Origin of the sequence: Sphingomonas hengshuiensis (assembly GCF_000935025.1) — a bacterium.
GTDB classification, from domain to species: domain Bacteria; phylum Pseudomonadota; class Alphaproteobacteria; order Sphingomonadales; family Sphingomonadaceae; genus Sphingomonas; species Sphingomonas hengshuiensis.
Genome location: NZ_CP010836.1, coordinates 348,161 through 373,554 on the forward strand (window position 1 = coordinate 348,161; position 25,394 = coordinate 373,554).

Sequence of the window (25,394 nt, forward strand, 5' to 3'; positions counted from 1 at the left end):
CCAACTTCGCGACGCTTGGGACATATCTGCCGTTGTCGAACATGATCGCGATCGGCAGGTTTCGGATAGAGCAGCTGTTCGCGGGGGCGGCGGTCAACCTCGCTCGTCGTCTTCAGACCGTTACGGGCGGTACGGCCGGTTCTACCGCGGTCGGCTCCGACCCGAATACGTCAGCCGCCCCTTCCAGCAGCAGTGCCCGCTACTGGTTGATTAGGTTCGGATGCACGTCATACTGCTGCGCCAGTTCGGCCAGCGTCTTCTCGCCCTTCACGGCAGCCAACACCACCCCCGCCTGCGCGGGGCAGGCTATTCGCCTTGCACGCCGGGCTGTGGTTCCGGCGGGGTCGCTTGCTCATCTTGCCTCCTCCTCGCGGCCACCATGGCCGCTGGCAGATCCGCAATCCACTCATCCCCGCTGTTCAGAGTCCCCTAACTACCTCTAAAGCGGGCGGTCCATCTGGAAGAGGTCGGTGCCCCGCGCATACCAGCCGCGACCGTGCATCCGCCCGATCAAAGCCATGGCGGGCGTGTCGAAATGCAGCCGATCGGCATCGAGGACAAAAGCGTCGTCGATATGCGCGACCCGCACCTGACCGATCACCACCAACTGGCCGGGGCCGGTTTCCAGCGCATGGAGCGTGACGCATTCGAAACTGGCCGGGCATCCCGCGATTCGCGGCGGCGCGACCGACCGCGACGGCAGCGTGGCGATCCCCGCCCAGGCAAGCTCATCGACCTCGGGCGGGACGTCGGCACAGGTCTGGTTCATCGCCTCGGCCAGCGCCTCGGGCACCAGATTGATGACGAACTCGCCCGTTTCCAGAATGTTGGTCGCGGTATCCTTGTGCCCGTCGCCCTCGCGCCGCAACAGCCCCAGCGCGACTGTCGGGGGGGAGTCGCCCATCATGTTGAAGAAGCTGTAGGGCGCGGCGTTGCGGATGCCGGCGGCGGAGCATGAGGTGACCCAGGCGATCGGGCGCGGCGTGATGGCGCTGCTCATCACCTTGTACCGTGCCGCCTGGGGCAGGGCTTCCAGATCGAATTCCATGCCGGTCAATCGTTCGGGATGCGCGTCACCGGCGCGCGCGCGCGCTCGTCGACAGTGAGTGTAAAGACGTCGGGCCGTGCATAATGGCCCGCCACGTCGAAATCATATTTGCCGCGCACGACCGCGCCCGGATCGATTTCGGCATAGAGGATCGTCTCCGCCTCATAGCTAGGCCCGGCGAGCACGTCGCCAAGCGGCCCGACGATCATGCTGCCGCCGCGCATCAGCAACAGATCGGGATCGTCGCCCAGTTCGCACTGATAGTCGGCGGGATAGGCGCCGCGCCGGATATGCTGGCATGCGCTGAGCACGAAGCAGCGGCCCTCCAGCGCGATATGGCGCATCGTCGCGGGCCAGGCGTCGCGATCGTCGGCGGTGGGCGCGCAATACAGCGCGATCCCCTTGTCATACATCGCCATGCGCAGCATCGGCATGTAGTTTTCCCAGCAGATCACCGCGCCGATCCGGCCCAGGCTGGTTTCGAAGACCGGCATCGTCGAACCGTCGCCAAAGCCCCAGATCAGCCGCTCGGCGCCGGTGGGCATCAGCTTGCGGTGCTTGCCGACCAACCCGCGTTCGCCATCCAGGAACAACGCGGTGCAATACAGCGTGCCGCCGGCGCGCTCGATGCAGCCGATCACCACGAACAGCCCGGTCTGTGCCACGGCCGCCAGCAGCGGATCGAGCGCGGGACCGGCCAGGTCGAGCGCCGCGGCATGATAGTCCTCGAACGCCCGCCGGCCCTCGGGCGTGCGCATGCCCACCGGCGTTCCGAACGACGCGCCCTTAGGATAGCCGCCCAGCAGCGCTTCGGGGAATACCGCCAGCCGCGCGCCGCCCGCCGCCGCCTGTTCGACGAGCGCGCCCGCGCGGGCCACGCTCGCCTCTAGATCGAACGGCACCGATGCCGTCTGGATTACCGCTGCCGTATATCCTGCCACTGCAAATCCCGCCTCATAATGCTCGCTATCTACGCAGCGAATTTATATACGGCAAGACCTTTTCGAAAATCTCATTGACAGACACAGCTTCTCGCCCGTAGCGTCAAATGCCTGAGATAGGACGGAACGATGGCTGGCAACGCCGAGTATGACGCATATCGCGAAGACGTAGTGGGTCGCGCCAATGTGGCGAACACGGCGGAACTCGTCGATTATTACCGGGACCTGGAGGGGCAGGGCGCGGGCGCGTTGTGGACCGTCGCGAACAAGATCGAGCCGTGGCAGCCCTCCCCTCCCTCGATCCCTATGCTGTGGAAATATGCGGCATTGCGCCCGCATGTTCTGCGCGCGCTGGACCTGGTCACGCCCGAAAAGGCCGGGCGGCGAGTGGTGTATCTGGTTAATCCAGGCCGTCGCGAGGCCGAGGCCGCGGTGGGCTGGCTCTATACCGGGCTTCAGGTCATGGGCCCCGGCGAAGTCGCCTCCAGCCATCGCCATTCGGCATCGGCGCTGCGCTTCATCATGGAGGGCCAGGGCGCCTTCACCGTGGTGGACGGCGCGGAGATCACGCTCGGCGCCAATGATTTCGTGCTGACCCCCAACGGGACCTGGCACGAACATGGCGTACGCGAGGGCGGGACTCCCTGCATATGGCAGGACGGGCTCGACATCCCGCTGATGAACGCGCTCGACGCCAATTTCTACGAAGTCCATCCCGAGCTGCAACAGGCACGCACCGAGCCGGTCGACGCCTCCACCGCGATCTGGGCCGGACCGGGGCTGTTGCCTGCCGGGCAGCAATGGTCGCGCCGCTACTCGCCGATGCTGCGCTACGAATGGGCGCCGACCTATGAGGCGCTGTGCAACTATGCACGGGTCAGCGACGGATCGCCGTTCGACGGCATCCATTTCGACTATGTGAACCCGGTGACCGGCGGTCCGGTGATGTCGACGATCGGCGCGAGCATGCAGATGCTGCGCCCCGGCGAGCACACCCGCGCGCATCGCCAGGTCGGCAGCTTCATCTTCCACGTGGCGAAGGGCGCGGGGCGTGCCGTGATCGGCGGCAGGCGCTTCGATTTCGTCGAGCGCGACATCTTCTGCGTGCCGTCCTGGACCTTCCACGAATTCGTAAATGCCTCGGCGAGCGAGGATCTGTGCCTGTTCTCGTTCCACGACCTCCCGGTGATCCGGGCGCTCGGCCTGTATCGCGAGGAGGGCTATGGCGAAAATGGCGGACACCAGCCCATCCTCTCCTGATCCCACGGACTATTCTCTCAGAAAGGTTTTCTTTTTCAATGCGTTTGGTGACTTATCGCGCGACGATCGAGGCTGAGGCCCGACTGGGTGCAGTTGTGGGCGACCTGGTGGTGGACATGGAGCGCTATGGCCTGAGCCAGGGCGTGTCGCTGCCCGCACGCATGCTCGATTTCATCGCCATGGGGCCGCATGTCGTATTCGCCGTTACCGCGCTGTTCGAGCAAACCGGCGATCGCTGGCCCATCGGCACCACGCTGCCGCTGGTCAATGTCCGCCTGCTCGCGCCGATCCCGCGCCCGAACAAGAATATCTTCGGCATCGGGCTGAACTATATCGATCATGTCGCCGAATCGGCCAAGGCGCTCGACACCTCGCCCGATCTGCCGCGCCAGCCGGTGATCTTCTCCAAGCCGCCGACCACCGTCGTCGGCCCCGGCGACCCGATCGTCCACCATGCCGACATCACCGCGCAGCTCGACTGGGAAGTCGAACTGGGCGCGATCATCGGGCGCACCGCGCGCCGGGTGTCGCTGAGCGACGCGCTGTCCTATGTCTTTGGGTATACGCTGATGCTCGACATGAGCGCCCGCGATTGCCGCCGCGCGGGGCAGTGGATCTATTCTAAGGGCCAGGACAGCTATGCCCCGATGGGGCCGTGCATCGTCACTGCCGACGAACTGCCCGATCCCCAGACGCTGGACATCTGGCTGACCGTCAACGGCGTCGAGAAGCAGCGTTCGAACACCAGCCACATGCTGTTCAAGGTCAACGAGCTGATCTCCGACATCAGCCAGGGAATCACGCTGGAGCCCGGCGACATCATCGCCACCGGCACCCCCGAGGGAGTCGGCGCGGGCCGCTCGCCCCAGGAGTGGCTGGTCCCCGGCGACGTGATCGAATGCGGCCTCGAGCATATCGGCGAGCTCCGGCACGCCGTGATCGCAGGCTGATCGCGGGAAGCCCGCCGCCATCCGGGTAGCGGCATTGGAGGGCCAAAGGGCGCCGTGCCGCCGCACGATGCCTTTACCCACCAAGGAGACGCCTGATGGAAGATGGAAGTGAAATGACCCGGCGCGGCGCGATGGCCGCGCTGGCGGCGGCGGGGCTTATGGCCTCTGGGGGGGCGCGCGCGGCGCTGGCCCCCGGCGCCCAGGCCTATCGCGCGATCCGCTATGCGCGCGCCACACGCTTTGGCCCGGCGGAAATGATTCGGTTCGAGGAAAAGCTGATCCAGCCCGAACGGGGCGCGATTCCGCCGCAACTGCCATCGCGACTCGAAATATCGAACGGTCCCCAGGCGCCCAACCGCCAGGATGAAAATTGCCAGCTCCTGTCGGTGTTCACGCCATCGCGCCGGGGCAAGCGTCCGGTGATGGTGTTCCTGCACGGCGGCGCGTTCCTCACCGGGGGTGGCGAACTGCCCTGGTATGACGGCGATCGCATGGCCGCCGAACAGGATATCGTCGTCGTGCCGGTCAGCCACCGGCTGGGCGCGTTCGGCTTCTGGCTCGCCCCGGGATCGACGGGGATGTCACCGTCCTACACCGACATGCTCGTCGCGCTCCAATGGATCCGCGAGAACATCGCCCGGTTCGGCGGCGATCCCGACAACGTCACCATCGCCGGCCAGTCCGCAGGCGCCGGCGCGGCGCGCGGGCTGACCGACTGGGGCCATGGCCAGACGCTGTTCCGACGCATCATCCCCCAGAGCGGCCCCTCGTTCCGCGTATCGCGCGAGGAGATGGAAGACCATTCGCGCAAGTTCGACGCGCTGCTGGGCCAGGACCCGCATACCGCGCCCGTCGCCGCCGTGCTTCAGGCGCAGGCGCAACTGACCAAGCAGCGCGGCGGCGATCCCGGCTGGCGCCCGGTGCGGCCGGACACGATCGCGCCGTTCAACGTCGACATCCTGTCGGGCTGGGCGCGCGAGGAACCGGCGGCGGGCATGTGGCTGGCACAGGGCAAGAAGCCGGTTCCCGGCACGCCGGTTGCGCCGCTTCGGCCCAAGGCACTCGAAATGATGGGCAACGCCACGATCGCGCTGGGGATCGAAGCGGCCAAGGCGGGGCGGACGAGCTATCTCTATTCGTTCGACTGGAATGGGCCGGACACCGGGCTGGGCGATTGCCACTGCATCGACCTGCCCTTCCTGTTCGGCGATCGCGCGGCGTGGCAGAATGCGCCGATGCTGGCGGGGGTCGACTGGGCTGACCAGGAGCGGCTGGGCCGGTTGATGCGCGCGCAATGGGCCGCCTTCGCGCGGACGGGCAACCCCAATGTGGCGGGCGGCCCGACCTGGACGCCAGTCACCGCCGACAGCGCGCCGATCACCAGCCTGGCATGAACGCACGATGCCGCGTTCCCCGATCGATCGGGGAACGCGGCATCATCATGCGACCTCAGGAGCGCGCGCGACCGATCTGGCGCGAAAGCAGGATCGCGCAGCCGGTGCACAGGCAGGCGGGCACCGCCGCGCAAAGGAACAGATCGCCCCCGCCGACCCCTGCCGAAAGCGCCAGCCCGCCCAGGATCGGGCTGATCACCGCGCCGAACCGGCCCAGACCCAACGCCCAGCCGATCCCCGTCGCGCGGATCGCAGTGGGATAGGCGATGGCGCTGACCGCGGTGAGCACGAGCTGCGCGCCGATGATGCCGAAGCCGACGCCGGTGACGAGCAGCCGGACCACCCCCGGCCCGCTGCCGAACAGCCCGATCGCCACCAGGCATAGGGTGCCAAAACCGAACGCGGCGACCAGCACCCGGCCCGGCCCGATCCGGTCGAGCAGCCATCCGCCGATCAGCCCCCCGGCAATCCCGCCGAACTGGAAAAACGCCAGCGTCCGTATCGCGTCGCCGATCGGCCATCCGGCCCCGGTGAAGATCGTCGGCAGCCAGCTGTTGAGCAGGTACATCACCGCCATGCTGAAAAAGAAGATCGTCCACAGCAGGATCGTCGTGGCGCGACGGCCCTGGCGGAACAGCTCGGCGACGCTGCTGCGTCCCGCGACGCGGTTCTCCAGGGTGAAGGCGTCGCCGGGCGCGGGGACATAGCCGCGATCGATCCGCGCGAGCATCGCCGCCACTGTCGCGTCGCGGCCGCCCTTGTCGACCAGGAAGCGCGCCGATTCGGGCAGCCATGCCCATAGCAGCCCCAGGATCGCCAGCGGCACGATGCCGCCGAGCAGGAAAATGCCGTGCCAGTCGACCACTGCGATCAGCGGCGGTGCCAACAGGCTGCCCAGCACCCCGCCCAGCGGTACGGCGGCATACATCAGCGTCACCGCGGTGCCGGCCCGGCGCGCGGGCATATATTCGGTCGTCAGCGCAGTGACATTGGGCAGGCAGCCGCCGATCGCGAATCCGGTGGCAAAGCGCAGCAGCACGAGCTGCCACACCGATTGCGCCGCCGCCGTCGCGACCGACAACAGCCCCAGGACCAGAAAGGCCGACAACACCACGCGGCGACGCCCCAGCCGATCGCCCGCCAGGCCCAGCGCCATCGTGCCGAGCATGATGCCGGCGAACGACGCCGACAGCACCGGCCCGAAAGCCGCAGGTGCCATCCCCCATTGCTGCGCGATGCGCGGCGTGGCGATCGCCATCGTCTGGATGTCTAGCCCGTCCAGCAAGGCGACGAGCGCGCAGAGCAGGACAACCCGGATCTGGAACGACCCGATCGGCGCGGAATCGATCCGCCGCGTGATGTTGATCGTCATTTCACGCCGGGCGCTGCATATACCTGCCGGCCGCCGACATAGGTGGCCAGCGCCTTGGCATCGCGGATCGCGGTAACGGGCGCGCCGAGCAGATCGGTGTCGAACACCGCGAAATCCGCCAGCTTGCCCGGCTCGATCGATCCGCGCACCTTCTCGGCCCCGACGAGCTTGGCATAGTTGATCGTGAACATCCGAAGCACCTGGGGCCGCGGCATCGCCTCTTCCTTGCCGTATACGCCCGCGCTGATCGTGTCACGGCTGGCGAAATGATACAGCGCCCAGATCGGGCTCGGCGGGATCACCGGGGCATCGGTTCCCCCCGCGACCAGCAGCCCGGCATCCATATAGGTCTTGGCCGGGGTCGCCTTGTCGGCCCATTTGCGGCCCCAGAACTGCTCCATCGACGGCGCTGCCAGGTACAGATGGTCCTGAAGCGACATCGCCACGCCGAGGCGCTTGATCCGCTCGATCTGGCCCTCGTGATACAGGAATGCATGCTCCAGCGACCAGCGCTGGCCCTTGATCGGTGCCACCTTGTCCGCCGCCTCGAACGCCTCCAGCGCTTGTTCGACGCCTTCGTCGCCCGCGGCATGCACGCCGATGTGCCAGCCCATCTGCTGCAACGCGAGCACGTCCGCGACGGTCTTCTCCGTCGGCACCAGCGCGATGCCGCTATAGGTGCCGTTCTTGCCGAAGGGCTCGGCATAGGGATGGTCGAAATGGGCTCCTTCGAACCCGCCATCGACGGCCAGCTTCACGCCGTCGACCCGGACCCATTCATCGCCGTCACCCTGCTGGGGTCCGGTTTTCAGCGCCTCCAGCGTGGCGCCCGCAAAGCCTGGGCCCGGTCGCATCAGCGTGTAGCGCAGCGTCAGTTCGCCCCGATCGCGAAGTTGCTGCGCCATCGTGCGCAGTTCCAGCACCGGGCCCGCCATGAACGCGCCGGGAATGCGCACCGCGGTCGCGCCATAGCTGTTCATCACCTGCTGGGTGCGGATCACGTCGTCGATCTTCATCGCCGGAGGCCGCGGGATCTTCACGAAGCGCGTCGCGGCATCGACCAGCTCGCCGGTCAGCTGGCCATCGGGGGTCTTTTCGATCGAGCCCCCCGGCGGCGTCGCCGTCGTCGCGTCCACGCCGAATTTCGCGAGCGCCGCGCTGTTCAGGAACATGCTGTGCCCACCGCGCAGCACGACGATGGGAACCGTCGTCGATGCGGCATCCAGATCGGCGATGGTCGGCTTGCGGCGCTCAGTCAGCTGGGCCTCGTGCCAATCGGCGTTGGTGACAATCACCTGGCCCGGCACCGCGGCATCCGCCGCCTTGCGCAGCGCCGAAACGACCTCGGCCATGGAGCGCACATCCGCCAGCGGCACGCCGGGCCCACCGCCGGCGCCGTGGAAATGATCGTCGGTAAGCCCGGGCATGACGAACTTGCCCTTGAGGTCAACGACCTTGGTTTCCGGCCCGACGAGCTTGCGGATGCGCGCGTTCGATCCTGCCGCGACGATCCTGTCGCTATTGACGGCAAATGCCTGGACAACGTCGTCCTTTTCGTCGGCGGTATAAACCTTGCCGTTGATAAATACCGTGTCGACCGCCTGTGCAAATGCGGCGGTAGACAGACAGCAGGTTGCGGCAAGTGCAGCGAGGAAGGTCTTCCTGTTCATGGCAATACTCATCGTGAACCGTTTCTATTGCTCGAGGGTACCGAATACGGTGCGGCCGCCCATCACGGTCGCCAATATCTTGATGTCCTTGATATTCTCCGCCGGCACTGCGAGGATGTCGTCCGCCAGCACGACCAGGTCAGCATATTTTCCAGGCTCGATCGAGCCCTTCACCTTCTCTTCGAACGACGTATAGGCGCCGTTTATCGTCACGCTCTTGATCGCGTCGCGACGGCTGATGCCCTGGTCAGGGCCAAGCTTCCCGCCCCATTTCGTGTTGCGCGTGACGCTGCCATAGATCTGGTAGAGCGGGCATGCGTCATAGGCGATCGGGCCGTCCGATCCGTTTGCGAACAAAATGCCGTTCTCCAGCCATTCGCGATACGGCTCGCTCCGGTCGGCCAGCGGTCGTTCCCACGCCTTCAGGATAAGCTTCCCCAACTGGGCATTGTGCATATATTGCGAGTTGATCACCACGCCGAGCGCCTTGACCCGAGGATAATGGGTCGGCCCCAGCAGGAACGCATGGTCGATCATCCAGCGCCGGCCGGTGATCGGTTTCTCCGCATTCGCGAATTCAAAGGCATCGAGTGCCTCGTCGATCGCGGCATCGCCCACGGCATGGGGACGCAACCGCCAGCCATAGCGATTTGCCAGCGCGGCGAACGCCTTGAAATGCTCGGTCGGCACCATCTGGATGCCGTGATAGTCCGGCTTTCCCGGATAGCCGTCACGCAGGAACGCGCTCAGTTCGGCCCCGTCGAGCGCGACTTCGCCCAGTTCGTCGGCGCGGAACATGCCGTCGCCCCATGCCTGCCCCGCCGGACCGAAGGTCTTCAGCGCGGCCTCCACCTTGTCGAGCGGGAGCGCGTGATCGACGCTGTACGAAAAATCGACCCGCAGCGTCAGCTTACCGGCATCGTATAGCCGGCGGTACAATGCCGCATCCTCGACCGATCCCGAAGGGTCGCCGATGCTGGTCAGGCCGTTCGAATTGGCGAGGCGGATGACCTTCACCATGCCCTCGAACTGCTGCTCCGGCGTGGGCCGCGCAAATAGCGCCATCACGGGCCGGCTGGCCCGATCCATCAGCAGTCCGGTCGGCTCGCCCGACGCATCCTTGTAGATTTCGCCGCCTTGCGGATCGGGAGTCTGGGCGGTGATCCCGGCCATCTTCAGCGCAAGGCTGTTGACGATGGCATAATGCGGCCCGGCGATCGCGACCGGATTGTTGGGCGCGATCTCGTCCAGGTCATGCCGGTTTGGCAGCCGGCCGTCGGAAAGCTGATATTCCCACCACCCGCGCGAGCCCGAAATGGCCTCGCCCGGCCGGGCGGTCGCGATCCGCGCGGCAAGCGCCGCCTTTATGTCGGCGATCGAGCGGACGCGGGTAAGGTCCACCTGGACGCCGAACGTCTTGCCGGCCAGCATGTGCACATGCGAATCGTTGAAGCCGGGAAGGATCGTCTTCCCCTTCATGTCGATCTTGCGGGTCGCTTCTCCGGCGGTATCGAGCACCTCGGCGTCGCTCCCGACCTTGACGAACTTGCCGTCCTCGATCGCCACTGCCTGCGCCGTCGAGAAGCCGTCGTCGACGGTCAGGATATGGGCATTGTAGAGAATGACATCGGGCTCCGCGCCGATCGCCGGCAGGGAGGAAGTCCCTGCCAGCAGAGTCGACGCGAAGAGCACCGCACGGATTTTCAGTCTGACGTTACCCATCGCCACGTCCCTTTCGCGTCAGAGCTTGAACCGGAACCCGACCTTGAAGGCACGTCCGATCGTATCGTAATAGACCGGGTTCGTGCTGGTCTCATTCGCGCCACCGATCGTCCCCGACGGCAACATCGGCGGATCGGTGTCCATCAGGTTGTTGATCACGCCGAAGAACTCAACGCTGCGGTTGCCCAGCCGGATGGCCTGCGACAGCGTCAGGGTCATATAGGCATAGGCAGGCACATGGTTGTCGTTGATCGTGTTGGCCGCGCCGCTGCCCTCGGTCAGTTCGGTGGCATATTTGCCCGCACCCACGATCCGCGTGAGCAGCCCGAGCGAGAAGGTGTCGTTGCGATAAGTCAGGTCGACATTGCCCGCGAGATGCGGGACGCCGCCGGTACGATTGAAATTGCTGAGCTTGCCGGCATAGTCATGTGTACCCGAGGCATCGATGGTCACGAGCTTGTCGACATAGCTCCCGACGGCGCGGATGCCGAAATCACCCGGAATTGCCCCGACTCCGAACGTGTAGCGTGCCTCGGCGTCGACGCCGGAGGTCTTCAGCACGTTGAGGTTCAGCTGCTGGGCGATGGTGTAGGCGATCGATCCGTCGGTGTTATAGACGATCTGCTTGCACAGTTCGGTCACGCCGGCGTTGCACTGCGAGACCACGAGGGGCGCGGAGATGGTGCCGATCGCGTCCTTGACTTCGATATTATAGTAATCGACCGACAGCGAGAGACCGCGCACGAAGCTGGGCGTCAGGACCACGCCCGCGGTCCAGGTATTGGCCTTTTCGGGCTTCAGGTCGAGATTGCCCTGGCTGACGTTGCGGACCTGCACCGTGCTGTTCAGCACCTCGTCGAACACGTTCACATAGCTGCTGCCGCCCGCCTGGAACAATTCGCCAAGATTGGGCGCGCGGATGTCGCGGGAGCGTGTCGCGCGGATCATGACATCGTCGATCGGCTTGTAGGTCACGCCCGCCTTCCAGGTCGTGACCGCGCCGCTCGTCGAATAGTCGGTCTTGCGAACCGCGGCGTTGAGGTCGAGCGCGCGGCCCAGTGCGCTGTCCTTCAGGATCGGCACGCCGATTTCGGCAAAGCCTTCCCACACATGATACGCGCCCGAGATCGGAGCCTGGTTACCAATCTGGAACGCGCCGATCGCGCCGCTCGCCTGGACCTGCTGCGACAGCGCATCGGAGGTGCCCTCAGCGGATTCCTTGCGATATTCGCCGCCCGCGGCGATCGAGATTGGGCCCGCCCAGGTCGCAAACGGGCTGCCCGAAATGCTCGCGGAGGCAACCTGCTGCTTGGTCGTGAGGTCGAATCGGGCGGTGCCGAACGAATAATCGTCAACCTTCACCGAACCATCGCCGAAGATGTTCTGCGCCTTGCAGCCATTGGTCGGGTTGGTCAGCGTCGAACGGCACACGATGGTGTTGGTCGTCGGATCGACCACAGCGTCGATCGCCAGGAGGTAATTGGCGGTGATGCGGTTATTGGGGCCGCTCTCGATCGTATAGTCGTTCTGCCCATATTCGTAATAGGCATCCCATTTCCATCCGTCGCCGATCTCGCCCTTGAACCCGCTCACGATGCGGAAGGTGCGGTTGCTGGAATGGACGCTCACCATGCCGCTGTCGTTGTTGAGCCGGCCGACGGCGATCGTCGAAAGGCCGTTGGCCACCATTGCGGCCCGGACGCTGGCCGGAAGATAGGCGTTGTCGACGCGGATCGTCAGGCTGCCGACGTCGCGCGCCTGCTGCGAGAAGCCCGAGGAGCTCGACGAGGCACGATTCACTTCGGTGAAGAATTCGACCGAGGGCGCCACCTCATAGGACAACGTACCCATCAGGATCGTCGCCTCATATGGCGCGGCAAGCTGCGTAGCGTTGGACAGGTTGTTGCCGGTGTTGGACCCACCGATCATGCTGGAGTTCGTGGTGCCGTACTGCGTGCCGTACTTAAACTGGTAGGTGGTGCCGTCGGCGTTGAACGCGGTGCCGCGCAGCACGCCGCTGACGATCAGCCCGCCCGGCGCCATCAGCGAAGGGTGCACTCCCGATGCGATGATGTATTGCGGCTGACCGTTGGTGCCATAGAGCGGATTGCTGACCAGCCCGACCTCCTTGCGGCCCCAGTCGCGGGTATATTGCGTGCCCACGCCCTTCTGGTTCACATAGTCGGCACCGAAGCTAAGGTGCAGCCGGTCATCCAGAAGCGAAGTGCCCCCGGCGAGCGATGCGCGCAGCTCCTGCCCGTCGCCCTGTTGCGAGACGCCGGTCTGGACCGACCCGGTCAGCCCCTGCATCTTGTCCTTGAGGATGAAGTTGACCACGCCCGCAACGGCGTCCGAGCCCCAAGCGGCCGATGCACCGCCGGTGATCGTCTCTACCTGGCCCACGAGAAGCGACGGGATCAGCTTGAGATCGACGACACCGTCCGTCCCCGAGCCGACGAAGCGGCGACCGTTGACCAGCACCAGCGTCCGAGTCGCACCCAGGCCGCGCAAATCGGCGGTGATCAGCCCGCCGCCGCGCGAGTTCACGCCGCTGGTAGAAGGCGTGGAGGTCATGCGGAAGCTGGGGATGCTGACTAGCACATCGGCCATGCTGGAAGGCGCAAGCGCCTTGATCTCGCCTTCGGTCACTGTGGTTACCGGCGTGGGCGCGGAGAATCCGGCGTTCTGGAGCCGAGTCGCGGTGACGACGATGTCACCGCCCTGGTCCACTACCTCCTGGGCCGGATCGGCCTCGGGCGCGGTCTGCGCAAACGCGGCAGACCCGGTGGAGAACGATGCGAAGATGGCAGTCGTCGATAGAAGGAGCTTCAATCCCTGGCGCATTTTGCCCCCCTTAAAGGCTGGTTGTCGTCGGGTATGGTCGACCGTCGTTGCGGTCTGCAGATTCGGCCTGCTGGAAGCGAGATTACATGATGATGACGGTCGCACAATAGACTTTCGAAAATATGCCCTTCTTTCTTTAATGGGGTCCAGATCGCGCGAATTTGCACCGGCTTCGAAAGGCGCCTTGTGCCGGCGCGAGGGACGCACTAGGTTTGGGAGGAACACGGCCGGAAAGAGGAACATCCCATGGCGACCGACAAGACGGAGGACAATCTTTCGCTGTCACGGGTCGCCTATCAGCGGCTGCGGGGCGAAATTCTCGCCGGTACGTTCGCGCCGGACATGCCCCTGCGTCTGGAATTTCTTCGCGAGCGCTATGGGATTAGCTTTTCGCCGCTGCGCGAGGCCTTGAGCCAGCTTCAAGTCGAACGACTCGTCTCCGCGACGTCAAATCGCGGGTTCCGCGTCGCGCCGGTGTCGCTGGAGGAAATGTGGGACGCGATCAACGCGCGCATCCTGATCGAGGCGGAGGCGCTGCGCCTGTCGGTCGAATATGGCGACGACCTGTGGGAAGGCAATATCGTGAGCAGCTTCCACGCGCTCGACAAATCGCGACAGCGGCTGCTCGACGCGGAGGACGGCAGTCTGACCGATCTGGAACTGATCGAGAGCCGGCACCAGCATTTCCACCAGATGCTGCTGGCCGCCTGCCCCTCGGCGCTTCTGCTGCAGATGAGCGCGACGCTCTATGCGCAGACCGAACGCTATCGCCGCCCACTATTGTCGCGGGCGTCGCCCGAGACCGTTGGCTCGAAGGGACCGCATGACGATCATCGCGCGATGATGTCCGCGGCCCTGGCGCGCGACGTCGTCGCCGCGGTCGATCTGCTTCGTCGCCACCTGACCGCCACGGGGCGGTTCATCCAGGCGAACAGCGAGGCACGCGAAAAGGAAATGGTGGCCGCCTGACGCTTCTGTCGAGTCAGGCGGGCGCGCCCGCAGCCGCAAGCGCTTCGCGCAGGTCCGCGGGCCAGGGCTGCGATTTCCCGGTCCGCATGTCGATCGCGACCAGGACCAGGGACACCGCCAGCCGCTGCTCGCCGCCAGAGGCGAACACCACCCGCACCGCGCAGCTGCTGGTCCCGACCTTCTGGACGCTCAGCGCGGCGTCGAGGATGTCGCCCAGCCGGGAGGGCGCGGAGAACTCGGTTTCGAGCCGCACCGTCGGCACACCCAGATGCCGATCGAGATGCAGGCTGGCAAAATCGGCGCCAAGTTCCTCCGCGAACCAATCCTCGACCACGCTGTTCAGCATCTCGAAATAGCGCGGGTAGAAAACGATTCCGGCGGGGTCGCAATGCGCGAACCGAACCTTCATCGACGTGCGGTATTCCATGTCTTTCTCCAGCGACCCAGGGTCTCAGGCCTGTAGCGCCTCGGCGGGCCTGGACGCGAGCCGCATCAGTTGCGCCTGGCCCAGCGCATAGGCTGGCGGGACGAACGCCTCGTATCCCGCCGCCGCCGCCGCATGGAGCGTCCAGGCCGGATCGGCGAGGTGCGGACGTCCCAACGCCACCAGATCCGCCCGTCCGGCGGCCAGGATCGAATTGACCTGGTCCGCTTCGTAGATATTGCCGACGGTGATCGTCGCCACGCCCGCCTCGTTGCGAATCTGGTCGGACAAGGGCGTCTGATACATGCGGCCATAGACCGGGCGGCCCTCGGGGCTCGTCTCGCCCGAGGATACGTCGATGATGTCGGCGCCCGCCGCCGCCAGCGCCGCCGAAATGCCCACGGCGTCCGCCGGCTGGACGCCGCGCTCGCCCACCCAGTCCTGCGCCGATATGCGCACCGCGAGCGGCTTGTCCTCGGGCCAGGCGGCCCGCACCGCGCGCACGACCTCCAGCGGAAAGCGAAGCCGGCCCGCCGGCGATCCGCCATATTCATCCTCGCGGTGGTTCATCAACGGCGTGAGAAAGCTGGAAAGCAGGAAGCCGTGCCCGGCCTGCAACTCCAGCAGGTCGAACCCCGCGGCATCGGCGCGCTGTGCCGCGGCCACGAAGGCGGCGACGATCGCGTCCATGCCGCCGCGATCCAGCGCGGCGGGGACGGGGCAGCCAGCCCCCCATGGCTCGGCCGACGCGGACACGCGATCCCAGTCAGCGGCGGAGCCGCCGGAACCGGGCACGGGCATTCCGGCGCGCGCGCCGGCATGGCCGATCTGGATGCCGATCTTCGCCTTGCTGTGCTGATGCGCAAAGTCGGTGATCGCCCGCCACGCCGCCACCTGCTTGTCGGTATACAGGCCGGGGCATGCGGCGGTGGCGCGGCCTTCCGGAAGGACCGCCGTCATCTCCGTCATCACCAGCCCCGCGCCGCCCAGCGCGCGTGCGCCGTAATGCGTGAGGTGGAACGCGCCGGGATCGCCTTCGTCATTCGCCTGATAGGTGAGCACCGGCGACACGACAATGCGGTTCTCCAGCGTCATCCCGCGCAGGCGAAACGGCGTGAACATCGGCGGGACCGCCACGGGCTCCATTCCCGATTCGGCCGCGAACCAACGCTCGACCCGTTCCAGCCAGGCGTGGTCGCGAAGGCGGAGATTCTCATGGCTGACGCGCTGGCTTCGAGTCAGCAGCGAATAGGCGAACTGGATCGGCGCCATGTCCAGATAGCGATCGAGCGTCTCGAACCATTCGGTGGAGTTGCGCGCGCTGTTTTGGATCTTGAGCACTTCAAGGGCCCGGACATCCTGATACTCGACCAGCGCCGCCTTCAGCGCGGAGGGAGCGTCCAGCTCTGGGCGATCCAGCACATCAGCGAGTTTGATCGCGTCCTCCAGCGCCAGCTTGGTGCCCGACCCGATAGAGAAATGCGCGGTATGCGCGGCATCGCCCAGCAGCACGACGTTCCCGATCGACCAGCGGCCGCATACGATCCGGCTGAAGTTGATCCACGCCGCAGAGCCGCGCAAATGGGTGGCGTTGCTGATGAGCTTGTGCCCGTCCAGATGCGCTGCGAAGGTACGTTCACAAAAGGCGCGGCTCTGATCCCCGTTCATTTGGTCCAGCCCGAGTCCGTGCCAGGTCTCCTCCGAACATTCGACGATGAAGGTCGAATGCTCGGCGTCGAATCGATATGCATGGGCCCATAGCCAGCCCGCTTCGGTCTTCTCGAAAATGAACGAGAAGGAATCGAACAATTTGGTCGTGCCCAGCCACACGAACTTGTTCGCCCGCCGTTCGACGTCCGCCTCGAAGGCGGCGGCATTGGCCGAGCGGATGCGGCTGTTGATGCCATCGGCGGCGACGACAAGGTCGAATTCGGGATAGGCGGTAATGTCGTCGCTGAACTCGGTTTCGAACCGCAGCTCGACGCCGAGATCGCGCGCGCGATCCTGGAGGATGTTCAGCAGCCGCTTGCGCCCGATTCCGATGAAGCCATGGCCCGACGATCGAATCGTGTCGCCATTGATGGACACCTCGATATCGTCCCAGTGCGCGAAGCTGGCGCTGATCTGCTCGGCGCTGACGGGATCGTTGGCGCGCAGGTTCTGGAGCGTCTGATCCGAGAACACGACACCCCAGCCAAAGGTGTCGCCAGCCCGGTTGCGCTCCAGCACCACAACCTGATGCTCGGGGTTCCGCAGCTTCGCGGAAATAGCGAAATAGACCCCCGCCGGCCCCCCGCCCAGACACAAGATACGCAAGAGCCTTCTCCCCGATCGAATCTCAACGGGTGCTCCCTGCGACAGGTTTGCGACGATTTCAACAATTTTCGAAAATTGCTTGAAACGGGCGGTGCTTTTGTCGATAAGGCTGCATCGTAGAGGTGAGCATGATCGAAACCTACAATGTCGCGGAAGACCTGATCGCGAGGAACCTGCCGACGCGGTCCGGCAAAATCGCGTTCATCGATGACGCCGGACGCTACACGTTCGGAGAACTGGCCGAGCGCGTCGAGCGGTTTGCCGGCCATCTCGTGGCTGCCGGGGCCGTGCAGGAAAGCCGGATCGTCCTGTGCCTTGAGGACGGGATCGATTTCGTCACCGCCTGCCTTGGCGCAATCTGGGCGGGCGTCGTGCCGGTGATGATCAATCCGCTGCTGACGAGCGCGGACTTCGCCTATCTACTCGACGACAGCCGGGCCTTTGCGGTGGTGACGTCCGCCGGGGCATGGCCGGCGATCGCGCCCGTGCTCGACGAGCGCCGCTATCTCCGGCACGTCGTGTTCAGCGGCGAGGCCCCGGCGGGTAGGATCGCCTTCGCCGACGCCCTGGCCGCTGCCGAGCCGCTTCGCCAACCCGCTCCGACGCGCGCCGACGAACCCTGTTTGTGGCAATATTCGTCGGGGTCGACCGGTCGTCCCAAGGGTACGATCCACACCCACAGCGCCGTTTCCGGGCTGCTTGACCTGTATCCGCGCCAGATCCTGTCGCTCAGCGAAGCCGATACCAGCTTCTCGGCGGCCAAGCTGTTCTTCGGCTATGGCTTCGGCAACGGGCTGGTGTTTCCGCTGGGGACCGGTGCGACGGCGGTCCTGATGGCCGGTCGGCCGACCCCCGCAGCGGTGTTCGAGCGGCTGCGTGCGCACCAGCCGACGATCTTCTACGGCGTGCCGACGCTGTACCAGTCGATGCTGCTGGCCGAAGACCTGCCCACCGCCGACGAGTTGCGGCTGCGCATCTGCACCTCCGCGGGCGAAGCGCTGCCCGCCGATATCGGCGAGCGCTGGAAAGCCCGGTTCGGTATCGACATCCTCGATGGCATCGGCTCGACCGAGATGCTCCACATCTTCCTCTCGAACCGTCCGGGCGACGTCAAATACGGCACCACCGGCCACCCCCTCCACGGCATCGCGCTTCGCCTGCTCGACGAATCCGGGTCAGAGGTCGCCGCCGGCGAGATTGGCGAACTCCATATCAAGGGCGCGACGAGCGCATCGGGCTACTGGGCGCGCCGCGACAAGACGCGCGAAACCTTCCTGGGCGAATGGACGCGCAGCGGCGACAAGTTCCGCCAGGATGCGGACGGCCGGTTCGTCTATTGCGGGCGCTCGGACGACATGCTCAAGGTCAGCGGCATCTACGTTTCCCCGTTCGAAGTGGAAAGCGTGCTGATGACGCACCCCGACGTCGCCGAAGCCGCGGTGGTCGGCTGGCCCGACCCCGCGGGACTGATCAAACCCAAGGCCTATGTGGTGCTCGCCCGCCCGTGCAGCGGGCGCGATATCGCGGGCGAGCTCAAGGAGCATGTCAAATCCAGCCTCGCGCCCTACAAATATCCACGCTGGTTTGATTTCGTCGATGCATTGCCGAAAACAGCGACGGGCAAAATCGAGCGCTATAAACTTCGGCACCAAAAGTAGAGATCTTCGAAGAGACCTCGCTTGGCGGATCGATATGATGCACGCGGATCTGTCGATCTCGGCGCGATCTAGCTGGACACTTTAAAAAGGCGGGGGGATTTTTGGCGTGATGGCGGGTTGGTGGCGCGGAGGCGCGTGCAGTGACGTCCCCCCTGTTTTTTCATCCAGTTTGAGTGAGAGTTTTCCGGCCTTGAGAAGCCTACGGGCAAGGAGCTGGGACATGAAGAAGTCGAAGTACACAGACGAGCAGATTGCGTTCGCATTGAAGCAGGCGGAGACGGGTACACCGGTGGCGGAGGTGATCCGCCGGATGTGTATTTCGGAGCAGACGTTCTACCGCTGGAAGAAGGTTTATGGCGGGCTCGGGGTGGGCGAGTTGCGGCGCCTGAAGTTGCTCGAGGAGGAGAACCGCAAGCTCAAGCAGCTGGTCGCGGACCTTAGCCTGGACAAGCATATCCTGCAGGATGTTCTTTCAAAAAAGCTCTGACGCCTGGGCGGCGGCGCGAGATCGTCGCGCACGTCCAGGCGTCCCATGGTGTCAGCGAGCGGCGCAGTTGCCTGGCGCTCGGTGTGGATCGGTCGTTGGTGCGGTATGTGTCGCACCGGCCCGACCAGGCGCCACTGGTGCTGCGCATTCGCGATCTGGCGGCGACGCGGACCCGATACGGTTACTTCAGAATCTACATCCTGCTTCGCCGGGAAGGATGGTTCGTGAACCACAAGCGTGTTTACCGCCTCTACCGGAATGATGGACTGAGCCTTCGGCTCAAGCGGCCCAGGCGCAACGTCAGCGCCGCCAACCGCGAACGGCAACCTGAAGCGCTGACGGCGAACGAGATGTGGTCGATGGACTTCGTCTCGGACGCGCTGTTCGACGGTCGTAGGCTAAGCGCGCTGACGGTGGTCGATGCGTTCACCCGCGAGGCGCTGGCGATCGATGTCGATCAGGGCATCAAGGGTGAACAGGTGGTCGAGGCGATGACACGGATCGCGCTGTCGCGCGGGGCGCCCAAGACCATCCGGGTTGATAACGGCACCGAGTTCATCTCGAAAGCGCTCGACCGCTGGGCATATGAGAACGGGGTCACGCTCGACTTCAGCAGGCCGGGCAAGCCAACGGACAATGTCGTCGAATCGTTCAACGGTCGCCTGCGGGACGAATGCCTGAACAGGCATTGGTTCCTGTCGCTGGAAGACGCCCGAGCCAAGATCGAAGCCTGGCGGCGGGACTATAATGAGAGCCGTCCTCACACGTCTCTTGGCTGGCTGACGCCGATCGAATATGCTGCTGCTGCGGCCAAGATCGCCGCCGAATGAACGCCGGATACTCACCCTCGACCCGGATGAGAAACCGGGGGACCCTCAAACACAGGTCGGTCTCTGGTTGCCACTGGATGAAAGGCGGGGGTCACGTCAAGTCTATGCCGGTCAATGTGACTAATTCCGGAAGGCAGTAGGTCAAGATGACTCGAGCACCGAGTCCGTTCCTGGGGCGCGCTCCGGTCAAACCGCTGAGTGGAAGGCGAACGGCGGGTTCCGGCAGGAGCAGCTATTCGCCCGTAGTTCGGGGAACGGCTTGAGTTGGTCGACTGCGGTCAGAGCGGTACGGCGCTTTTTCGGGACTTTGCCGCCGTTCGAGATCGTCGCGGCGAAGCGCCGCTCTGGACCAGTTCAGTTCATTCCGCAGTGGGCGATCGAGCGTGTACTGCATGATCGCCAGGCCTGGGCTATGGCGCCGACGAATTCTCTCAGGTCCGGGACAATCTGCTTGTCCAGCGCGGGCGCACGGTCAACCGCGTGACCGGCGAACTGTCCGAACAATTGCACGAGCGCCATGATGCCGACGCCTTCCTGGCGCGGGCGGAGGACAAGCTCCGGTCGGCAGATTGAGCGACGCTGGCGAATCTGGCGTCGCACGCCATATGGGCGAGGGCAGATCGCGGAGGATAGGATGAAGACCCGGTTGAAGATCGATTTCGTCTCGGACGTGTCCTGTCCCTGGTGCGTCATTGGGCTGCGCGGGCTCGAAACCGCGCTGGCAAGTGCCGGCGACGCGGTCGAGGCGGACATCGTCTTCCAGCCGTTCGAGCTCAATCCCGACATGGTCCCGGAAGGCGAGAACATCGTAGAGCATATCGGGCGGAAGTACGGATCGACGCCGGAGCAATCGGCCGCCAGCCGCGCGATGATTCGCGATCGCGGGGCGGGGCTCGGCTTCACCTTCGCGATGTCCGACCAGAGCCGCATATACAACACCTTCGACGCGCATCGCCTGCTCCATTGGGCGAAGGCCACGGACCAGCAAAAGGCGCTGAAGACCGCGCTGTTCGAAGCCTATTTCACCGACGGCCGCGATCCGTCGGACCGCGACGTGCTGATCGCGACGGTGGCCAAAGCCGGGCTCGATCCGGATGCGGCCGGCGAGGTCCTGTCCTCGGGCCGGTACGGCGACGAGGTTCGCGACGCCGAGCGGCTGTGGCAATCGCGTGGGATCAGTGCGGTCCCGGCGGTGGTGGTCAACGACCGATATCTGATTTCGGGAGGTCAGCCGCCCGAGGCGTTCGAGGAGGCACTGCGCAATATCGCAGCCGAGGGCGCCGATCGCGCCGACATGGCCTGAAAAGAGCAGAGTTCCGATGACTGATACGACGCTCATCGTGCGCCAATAGACCGGGTGATCCGCACTGCCGACGACGCCGGCTATGTTGCCTGTATCAACGCTACCGGCACCGCCGACTACGCGGCGACACCGGGAAATCGCGGGTTCCAGATGCTGCTCCGCGAGCTGGGCGACGGGCGCAGCGAGGTGACGACGCTGAGCTGGCAGGAGCCGCTCGATGCAATCCGCGGCTTTGCCGGCTTGGATATCGCGTTCGCGCGAGATTATCCCGAGGACGAACGCTTCCTGCTCGAGCAGGTCGAGGCATCGCGGACGAGATTCCGCCATATCCGCGATGGGGTGAACCGCATTCTGTCCCTCCGCTCTGTGTGCCTTGGGCATCGCAGCAGCGGCCGGGCCGAGCCCCTCTCCGCTTTGGAGGCACTTCCTTGGCCCGGCGCACGCCCTGACGGCACGGGATTGAGTCTCTAAAGCTGCGTGACTTCTACCGGCCCACGACCCGCCGGTCGGCAGACCAAGCATGTGGCCATGTTGCTTGAGGAGCTGGTGGGCGCACGCCCAGATTTCTCGATCCTCAATCACGCAGAGAAGCTACCGTGAGAAGACGGTCGTGGCGCGAGGTCCAACTACGACGCGGCCATCACGTCCGACTGCGCGATCTTGCGCTTCACCCAGAGTTCGTCGGTTCGCGTCATCTCGATCAGATCATCGGGCAAACAGCGTTCCTGGAAGGCAATGAGATCGTCGAAGCTTCCGCGCAGCAAGCGATCGTACTCGTCGGCATGAAGCAACACCGGCATACGATCATGAACCGGGCGGATGGCTTCGTTGCATTCGGTCATAACGCCTGAATAGACCGGGCCCCATTCAGGACTTTAGTAGGAAAGTGGGGTGAAGACGAACAGGATCGCGCTGGCCCGGAGCGGCATGGCTCGCGCTGGCACTTGCGCCGGATGCGACAACAGCCCGGGACCCATTGGCGCGTGTCCGCGCCCGGTAAAGTTCAAGGGGTGCGCTGTGCGGCGCGGCCAAGGGCTTCCGTCAGTCGGCGGTTCGCGCTTCTCGCGCGAAAGACGCATCCAATGTTGTCTCGCCGTTGCCGATCGCAACGGCCAATACAATCGATTGCCAAGGTGCTCGAAACCTGGGCAACGAAACGGGGATGTGGTCTGGACCGCCCACGTCCTGCAGTGCCGATAGCACCCCGTGAAATGTAGCGACCGGGGTAGGGCCCGGTCGCTGCATTCGGATCAGAAGCTCTTCGCGAGTTGGATCGTCACGATACGTCCCAGGATGTTCGCCTGCTGGGGATCGTAGCTCGCATAGCCGTTGGTGAGCACCAGCGGCGGATCGCGGTTGAACAGGTTCTGCGCGTTGAGCGAAATCCGCGTCCCCTTCAGACCGGCCCACGAATTCTCGCCGAAGCTGTAGCTAATCCCGGCGTCGACCGTCGTCCAAGGCGCGACATGAGTCGATACCGTGTTGTTCAGCGGCGTCGTGTTCTTATACGGCCCCACATGGTTCACATACAGGTTCGCGCCCAGCGACCCGTCGGTCCAGCCGATCGAACCGCGCCCACGCACCGACACCGGATAGCCAAGCGTGTCGAGGCGATCGACCACCGGCGCTCCGGCAACATATTGCGCGTTCTCCTTGAGCACGATCGTCAGGCTGCCCCCGACATTCCAAGTGCCGATCGACGAATCGAAGCCATAATTGGTGGCGAAATCCAGACCTTCCTGGTTGGTGGTGCCGATATTGGTCGTGCGACCGTCCGCAACCGCCTGAACCTGGCACTCGCGGCCGGCGACGGGCATGTACAAGGTGTACAGGCCGACCGCCGAAAGATAAGGCAGCAGGGCCGGATCATAGGTGCTCGGATTGCCCTGGACGCAGCCGGTATTGTTGATCGCCTTTGCGTATTGCGAGTACAAAGCGAAGCTGGCGTTGCTGCCGAACGCTTCCTGCCATGGTGGCGCCTGGAGCCGGTTGCTGTAGCGAATATTGTAATAGGTGGTGGACACTTTCAGGCCGGGCAGAAAGCGCGGCGCGAAATCGAACCCGAGCGACCAGCTTTTCGATTTTTCGGGCTTGAGGCCTGGCTGCGCGCCGAACAGAATCAGCGTGTTGGACAGGCACAGCCCCGGCGCCGGCGAGAAGCAATTGACGCCGGTGACGTTGGTCGGGAACGACGTGAGGAACTTGAACGAGCCGACATAGGGATCGTTGTCGGTCAGCGCCGGGGCGCGGAACGACGTGCCCCAGGAACCACGCGCCGTGAACCCGTCGAATATCTCCCAGGTCATCCCCAGCTTCGGATTGGTGGTCGAGCCGAAGTCGGAATAATGATCGTAACGGACCGCCCCATTGAACACCAGCGACCGGATCAGCGGCATCGCGTTCTGCTCGCTGATGAGCGGCACGTAAAGCTCGGCAAAGGCTGCCACGACGCTGCGCCTGCCGCTGGCAAAGTTGCTCCAGACGAACTCATTGTCGCGCGACGGTGTGGCATAATCGCCCTGCTCCCCCGGAGAGATATTGCCGCCGCTCTCGAGATCGTACGAGGTGTGGGTATATTCACCGCCGAACGCCGCCTTGACCGCGCCGCCGGGCAAATCGAACAGCGAGCCGTTCATCTTGACGACCACATCCTTGAACCGGTTATGGCTGAACTGAAGGACCGTGCCGACAAAGCTCTCCCGTTGGGCGGCCGTCAGAGGGGCGGTGCTGAACGGGTTGATGTTGCCGAGATTGACCTGGTGCTGAAAGGCACCGAAGCTGCTGTTATTGTCATAGCGGCAGATCCCGCAGGTGTTGTCAGCGCCATAGGTGAATGACGCCTCTGCCCGCCAGCCGCCGGGAAGCTTGGCCCTGATCCCGGAAATCAGCGTGTAATTCTCATCCGGGTTGTCGGTTCCCCAGCTCCCGATGGCGTTCTGAAAGTTATATTGCATGGTAATACCGGGCACTCTGGTGTCGGTCGGGCTCGGCCCGGTGCTGCAGGTCTGGCCGGCGGTGCCGGGGATTCCGGCGATGTAATATGGGCTGGTCGCGGCGACGCAGACGTCGGGCCCGTTGCTCTGGAACTGCTCACTACGGGTGTGGCGATTGGTGTAGAGCCCCTCGAAATAGAACTCGATCGACGGGCTCAGTTCCTGGTTGATCAGGACGACGGCCTGGTGCCGCCGCATGCTGCCCATGTACGTCGTGTAATCTGCCGTATCGAGCAAATTGGGGGTCGTCGAGAGATTGGCGAAGGTCAGGCCGGTGCCATTGCCCTGGGGAATGCCGTAATAGATATAGGTGCCCCCTGACGGAACGATGATGTTGCCGGGAGCGCCGGGGGTCGCGAAACTGCCGCTCTGCAGCCCGACGCCGCCATTGCGCGCGCCGCCGGTGATGCGATTGTCGATGCCGCCGAATTGCGTCAGGTTCTGCGACAGCCGCGCGCGCGAACTTGCGAACATCGGGTCGCGCCAGGTGTAATCATAGCTGACGATGATGTTGCCCGCGCCCAGCCCGCCAAGATCATTCCAGGTCTGGCCGGCGGTGACCGAGCCGCCATATTCCTTATAGCCATCGACCAGGGTCAAGCGGCCAGCGGCCTCGACGCCCCGGAGGTTCTTGCGCGTGACGTAATTGACCACTCCGCCTACGGCATCCGAACCATAGACTGCGGAACTACCGTCAAGGATCACTTCGACTCGCTCGATCATCGCGATCGGAATCTGGTTAGCCTCGGTGATCGTCGAAACCGTTCCGGTGCTGGGCAGGCGATGGCCGTCGACCAGGGTCAGCGTTCCGCCAATGCCGAGCCCGCGCAGATTGATGCCGTTGGCCTGTGTCGCGTTGTAGCCTCCCTGGGTCGCGCCTTCCCGGTAGATGCCGAGATTGGTGACCTGCGGAAGATCGCGAAGCACGTCCGCCAGGCTGGTGTTGCCGGTGTTGAGGATCGTATCGCGCTTCAAGGTGACGGCCTGAGTTCCGACCGGCGCGGTGCCGGCAATGTTGGTGCCGGTAACGACGATCGCTTCGTCGTCGGAGGTCTCCGGGTCTGGTTGCTGTGCCGCGACCTGCGGATCACTGGGACGCGTGGGCGCCGTCTGCGCGAATGCGCTCGACGCCATCAGACCGGTAGCGATGGCGATAGCCCCGGCGGTCGTGTCAAACCGTATCATCATCCTCTCCTTTTGTTGTTTATTGTTT

At 64.7% G+C, this 25,394-nt stretch carries 19 protein-coding genes and 1 pseudogene; 8 read left to right on the plus strand and 12 right to left on the minus strand.

Annotated features, from left to right (window positions below; all coding sequences use genetic code 11):
* Nucleotides 1-133 precede the first annotated feature (133 nt).
* The 3 genes and pseudogenes from TS85_RS26380 to TS85_RS01610 form a co-directional block, all read right to left on the minus strand.
* Nucleotides 134-356: pseudogene (locus TS85_RS26380) on the minus strand (transposase); the annotation flags it as partial.
* 83 nt (nt 357-439) lie between these two features.
* Entirely contained in the window at nt 440-1,048 is a 609-nt protein-coding gene (locus TS85_RS01605; RefSeq protein ID WP_044330037.1) for a flavin reductase family protein, read from the minus strand.
* A gap of 5 nt (nt 1,049-1,053) precedes the next feature.
* Nucleotides 1,054-1,989: a carbon-nitrogen hydrolase family protein gene (locus TS85_RS01610; protein WP_077228399.1), complete on the minus strand. Its 936-nt coding sequence runs from the start codon at nt 1,987-1,989 to the stop codon at nt 1,054-1,056.
* 129 nt (nt 1,990-2,118) lie between these two features.
* Here TS85_RS01610 and TS85_RS01615 point away from each other — a divergent pair, with 129 nt between their 5' ends.
* The 3 genes from TS85_RS01615 to TS85_RS01625 all read left to right on the plus strand — a co-directional run bounded on the left by TS85_RS01615 (nt 2,119) and on the right by TS85_RS01625 (nt 5,593).
* Complete coding sequence (locus tag TS85_RS01615; RefSeq protein ID WP_044330039.1) at nt 2,119-3,249, plus strand: cupin domain-containing protein; 1,131 nt, start codon at nt 2,119-2,121, stop codon at nt 3,247-3,249.
* Nucleotides 3,250-3,287: 38 nt separating this feature from the next.
* A complete protein-coding gene (locus TS85_RS01620; protein ID WP_044330040.1) occupies nt 3,288-4,199 on the plus strand; it encodes a fumarylacetoacetate hydrolase family protein in 912 nt (303 codons plus the stop codon).
* A 95-nt stretch (nt 4,200-4,294) separates the two neighbouring features.
* Nucleotides 4,295-5,593, plus strand: coding sequence for a carboxylesterase family protein (locus TS85_RS01625; protein WP_052507680.1), 1,299 nt, complete (start codon nt 4,295-4,297; stop codon nt 5,591-5,593).
* 55 nt (nt 5,594-5,648) lie between these two features.
* Here the strand turns inward: TS85_RS01625 and TS85_RS01630 are convergent, their stop codons facing one another.
* Genes TS85_RS01630 through TS85_RS01645 form a run of 4 tightly spaced genes read right to left on the minus strand, consistent with a single transcriptional unit; the run spans nt 5,649 to nt 13,201 of the window.
* Complete coding sequence (locus tag TS85_RS01630; protein WP_044330041.1) at nt 5,649-6,965, minus strand: MFS transporter; 1,317 nt, start codon at nt 6,963-6,965, stop codon at nt 5,649-5,651.
* Nucleotides 6,962-8,635: an amidohydrolase gene (locus TS85_RS01635; RefSeq protein WP_044330042.1), complete on the minus strand. Its 1,674-nt coding sequence runs from the start codon at nt 8,633-8,635 to the stop codon at nt 6,962-6,964. The genes TS85_RS01630 and TS85_RS01635 overlap by 4 nt, the downstream gene beginning before the upstream one ends.
* Nucleotides 8,636-8,659: 24 nt before the next feature.
* On the minus strand, nt 8,660-10,357 hold the full coding sequence (locus TS85_RS01640; RefSeq protein ID WP_044330043.1) for an amidohydrolase: 1,698 nt from the start codon (nt 10,355-10,357) through the stop codon (nt 8,660-8,662).
* An 18-nt stretch (nt 10,358-10,375) separates the two neighbouring features.
* Nucleotides 10,376-13,201 (minus strand): TonB-dependent receptor plug domain-containing protein, encoded by a 2,826-nt coding sequence (locus TS85_RS01645; protein WP_044330044.1) that lies wholly within the window; start codon nt 13,199-13,201, stop codon nt 10,376-10,378.
* Nucleotides 13,202-13,447: 246 nt separating this feature from the next.
* Here TS85_RS01645 and TS85_RS01650 point away from each other — a divergent pair, with 246 nt between their 5' ends.
* Nucleotides 13,448-14,170, plus strand: a complete 723-nt coding sequence (locus tag TS85_RS01650) for a GntR family transcriptional regulator (RefSeq protein ID WP_044330045.1) — start codon at nt 13,448-13,450, stop codon at nt 14,168-14,170.
* A 13-nt stretch (nt 14,171-14,183) separates the two neighbouring features.
* Here TS85_RS01650 and TS85_RS01655 read toward each other — a convergent pair whose 3' ends face one another.
* Both TS85_RS01655 and TS85_RS01660 read right to left on the minus strand, forming a co-directional pair.
* Nucleotides 14,184-14,597 (minus strand): acyl-CoA thioesterase, encoded by a 414-nt coding sequence (locus tag TS85_RS01655; protein ID WP_044330046.1) that lies wholly within the window; start codon nt 14,595-14,597, stop codon nt 14,184-14,186.
* A 24-nt stretch (nt 14,598-14,621) separates the two neighbouring features.
* Nucleotides 14,622-16,910 carry a bifunctional salicylyl-CoA 5-hydroxylase/oxidoreductase gene (locus tag TS85_RS01660; RefSeq protein WP_044330047.1) on the minus strand — a complete coding sequence of 763 codons (2,289 nt, stop codon included), beginning with the start codon at nt 16,908-16,910 and terminating at the stop codon, nt 14,622-14,624.
* A 128-nt stretch (nt 16,911-17,038) separates the two neighbouring features.
* Between TS85_RS01660 and TS85_RS01665 the strand changes: the two genes are divergently transcribed.
* Both TS85_RS01665 and TS85_RS01675 read left to right on the plus strand, forming a co-directional pair.
* Nucleotides 17,039-18,568, plus strand: coding sequence for a benzoate-CoA ligase family protein (locus tag TS85_RS01665; protein WP_044330048.1), 1,530 nt, complete (start codon nt 17,039-17,041; stop codon nt 18,566-18,568).
* Nucleotides 18,569-18,788: 220 nt separating this feature from the next.
* A protein-coding gene (locus TS85_RS01675; protein ID WP_155006270.1) for an IS3 family transposase occupies nt 18,789-19,885 on the plus strand; the annotation gives its coding sequence in 2 pieces (ribosomal slippage) (nt 18,789-19,041 and nt 19,041-19,885; 1,098 coding nt in all).
* A 354-nt stretch (nt 19,886-20,239) separates the two neighbouring features.
* Here TS85_RS01675 and TS85_RS25150 read toward each other — a convergent pair.
* Nucleotides 20,240-20,404, minus strand: a complete 165-nt coding sequence (locus TS85_RS25150; protein ID WP_155006271.1) for a hypothetical protein — start codon at nt 20,402-20,404, stop codon at nt 20,240-20,242.
* A 115-nt stretch (nt 20,405-20,519) separates the two neighbouring features.
* On the opposite strand from TS85_RS25150, the gene TS85_RS01680 reads away from it, so the two are divergent.
* Nucleotides 20,520-21,188, plus strand: a complete 669-nt coding sequence (locus TS85_RS01680) for a DsbA family oxidoreductase (RefSeq protein WP_044330053.1) — start codon at nt 20,520-20,522, stop codon at nt 21,186-21,188.
* 54 nt (nt 21,189-21,242) lie between these two features.
* A complete protein-coding gene (locus TS85_RS25920; protein ID WP_193790683.1) occupies nt 21,243-21,659 on the plus strand; it encodes a hypothetical protein in 417 nt (138 codons plus the stop codon).
* A gap of 155 nt (nt 21,660-21,814) precedes the next feature.
* On the opposite strand, the gene TS85_RS01690 is transcribed toward TS85_RS25920, so the two are convergent.
* Both TS85_RS01690 and TS85_RS01695 read right to left on the minus strand, forming a co-directional pair.
* Nucleotides 21,815-22,030, minus strand: coding sequence for an SOS response-associated peptidase family protein (locus tag TS85_RS01690; protein ID WP_052507681.1), 216 nt, complete (start codon nt 22,028-22,030; stop codon nt 21,815-21,817).
* A gap of 408 nt (nt 22,031-22,438) precedes the next feature.
* A complete protein-coding gene (locus TS85_RS01695) occupies nt 22,439-25,369 on the minus strand; it encodes a TonB-dependent receptor plug domain-containing protein (protein WP_044330054.1) in 2,931 nt (976 codons plus the stop codon).
* Nucleotides 25,370-25,394: the final 25 nt, after the last annotated feature.

What these genes read in the sequence shown, in the direction of transcription:
- TS85_RS01605 (WP_044330037.1), bottom strand. Translation starts at nt 1,048, where the DNA reads ATGGAATTCGATCTGGAAGCCCTGCCCCAGGCGGCACGGTACAAGGTG.
- TS85_RS01615 (WP_044330039.1), top strand. Translation starts at nt 2,119, where the DNA reads ATGGCTGGCAACGCCGAGTATGACGCATATCGCGAAGACGTAGTGGGT.
- TS85_RS01620 (WP_044330040.1), top strand. Translation starts at nt 3,288, where the DNA reads ATGCGTTTGGTGACTTATCGCGCGACGATCGAGGCTGAGGCCCGACTG.
- TS85_RS01625 (WP_052507680.1), top strand. Translation starts at nt 4,295, where the DNA reads ATGGAAGATGGAAGTGAAATGACCCGGCGCGGCGCGATGGCCGCGCTG.
- TS85_RS01630 (WP_044330041.1), bottom strand. Translation starts at nt 6,965, where the DNA reads ATGACGATCAACATCACGCGGCGGATCGATTCCGCGCCGATCGGGTCG.
- TS85_RS01635 (WP_044330042.1), bottom strand. Translation starts at nt 8,635, where the DNA reads ATGAACAGGAAGACCTTCCTCGCTGCACTTGCCGCAACCTGCTGTCTG.
- TS85_RS01640 (WP_044330043.1), bottom strand. Translation starts at nt 10,357, where the DNA reads ATGGGTAACGTCAGACTGAAAATCCGTGCGGTGCTCTTCGCGTCGACT.
- TS85_RS01645 (WP_044330044.1), bottom strand. Translation starts at nt 13,201, where the DNA reads ATGCGCCAGGGATTGAAGCTCCTTCTATCGACGACTGCCATCTTCGCA.
- TS85_RS01650 (WP_044330045.1), top strand. Translation starts at nt 13,448, where the DNA reads ATGGCGACCGACAAGACGGAGGACAATCTTTCGCTGTCACGGGTCGCC.
- TS85_RS01655 (WP_044330046.1), bottom strand. Translation starts at nt 14,597, where the DNA reads ATGGAATACCGCACGTCGATGAAGGTTCGGTTCGCGCATTGCGACCCC.
- TS85_RS01665 (WP_044330048.1), top strand. Translation starts at nt 17,039, where the DNA reads ATGATCGAAACCTACAATGTCGCGGAAGACCTGATCGCGAGGAACCTG.
- TS85_RS25150 (WP_155006271.1), bottom strand. Translation starts at nt 20,404, where the DNA reads ATGGCGCTCGTGCAATTGTTCGGACAGTTCGCCGGTCACGCGGTTGAC.
- TS85_RS01680 (WP_044330053.1), top strand. Translation starts at nt 20,520, where the DNA reads ATGAAGACCCGGTTGAAGATCGATTTCGTCTCGGACGTGTCCTGTCCC.
- TS85_RS01690 (WP_052507681.1), bottom strand. Translation starts at nt 22,030, where the DNA reads ATGACCGAATGCAACGAAGCCATCCGCCCGGTTCATGATCGTATGCCG.
- TS85_RS01695 (WP_044330054.1), bottom strand. Translation starts at nt 25,369, where the DNA reads ATGATGATACGGTTTGACACGACCGCCGGGGCTATCGCCATCGCTACC.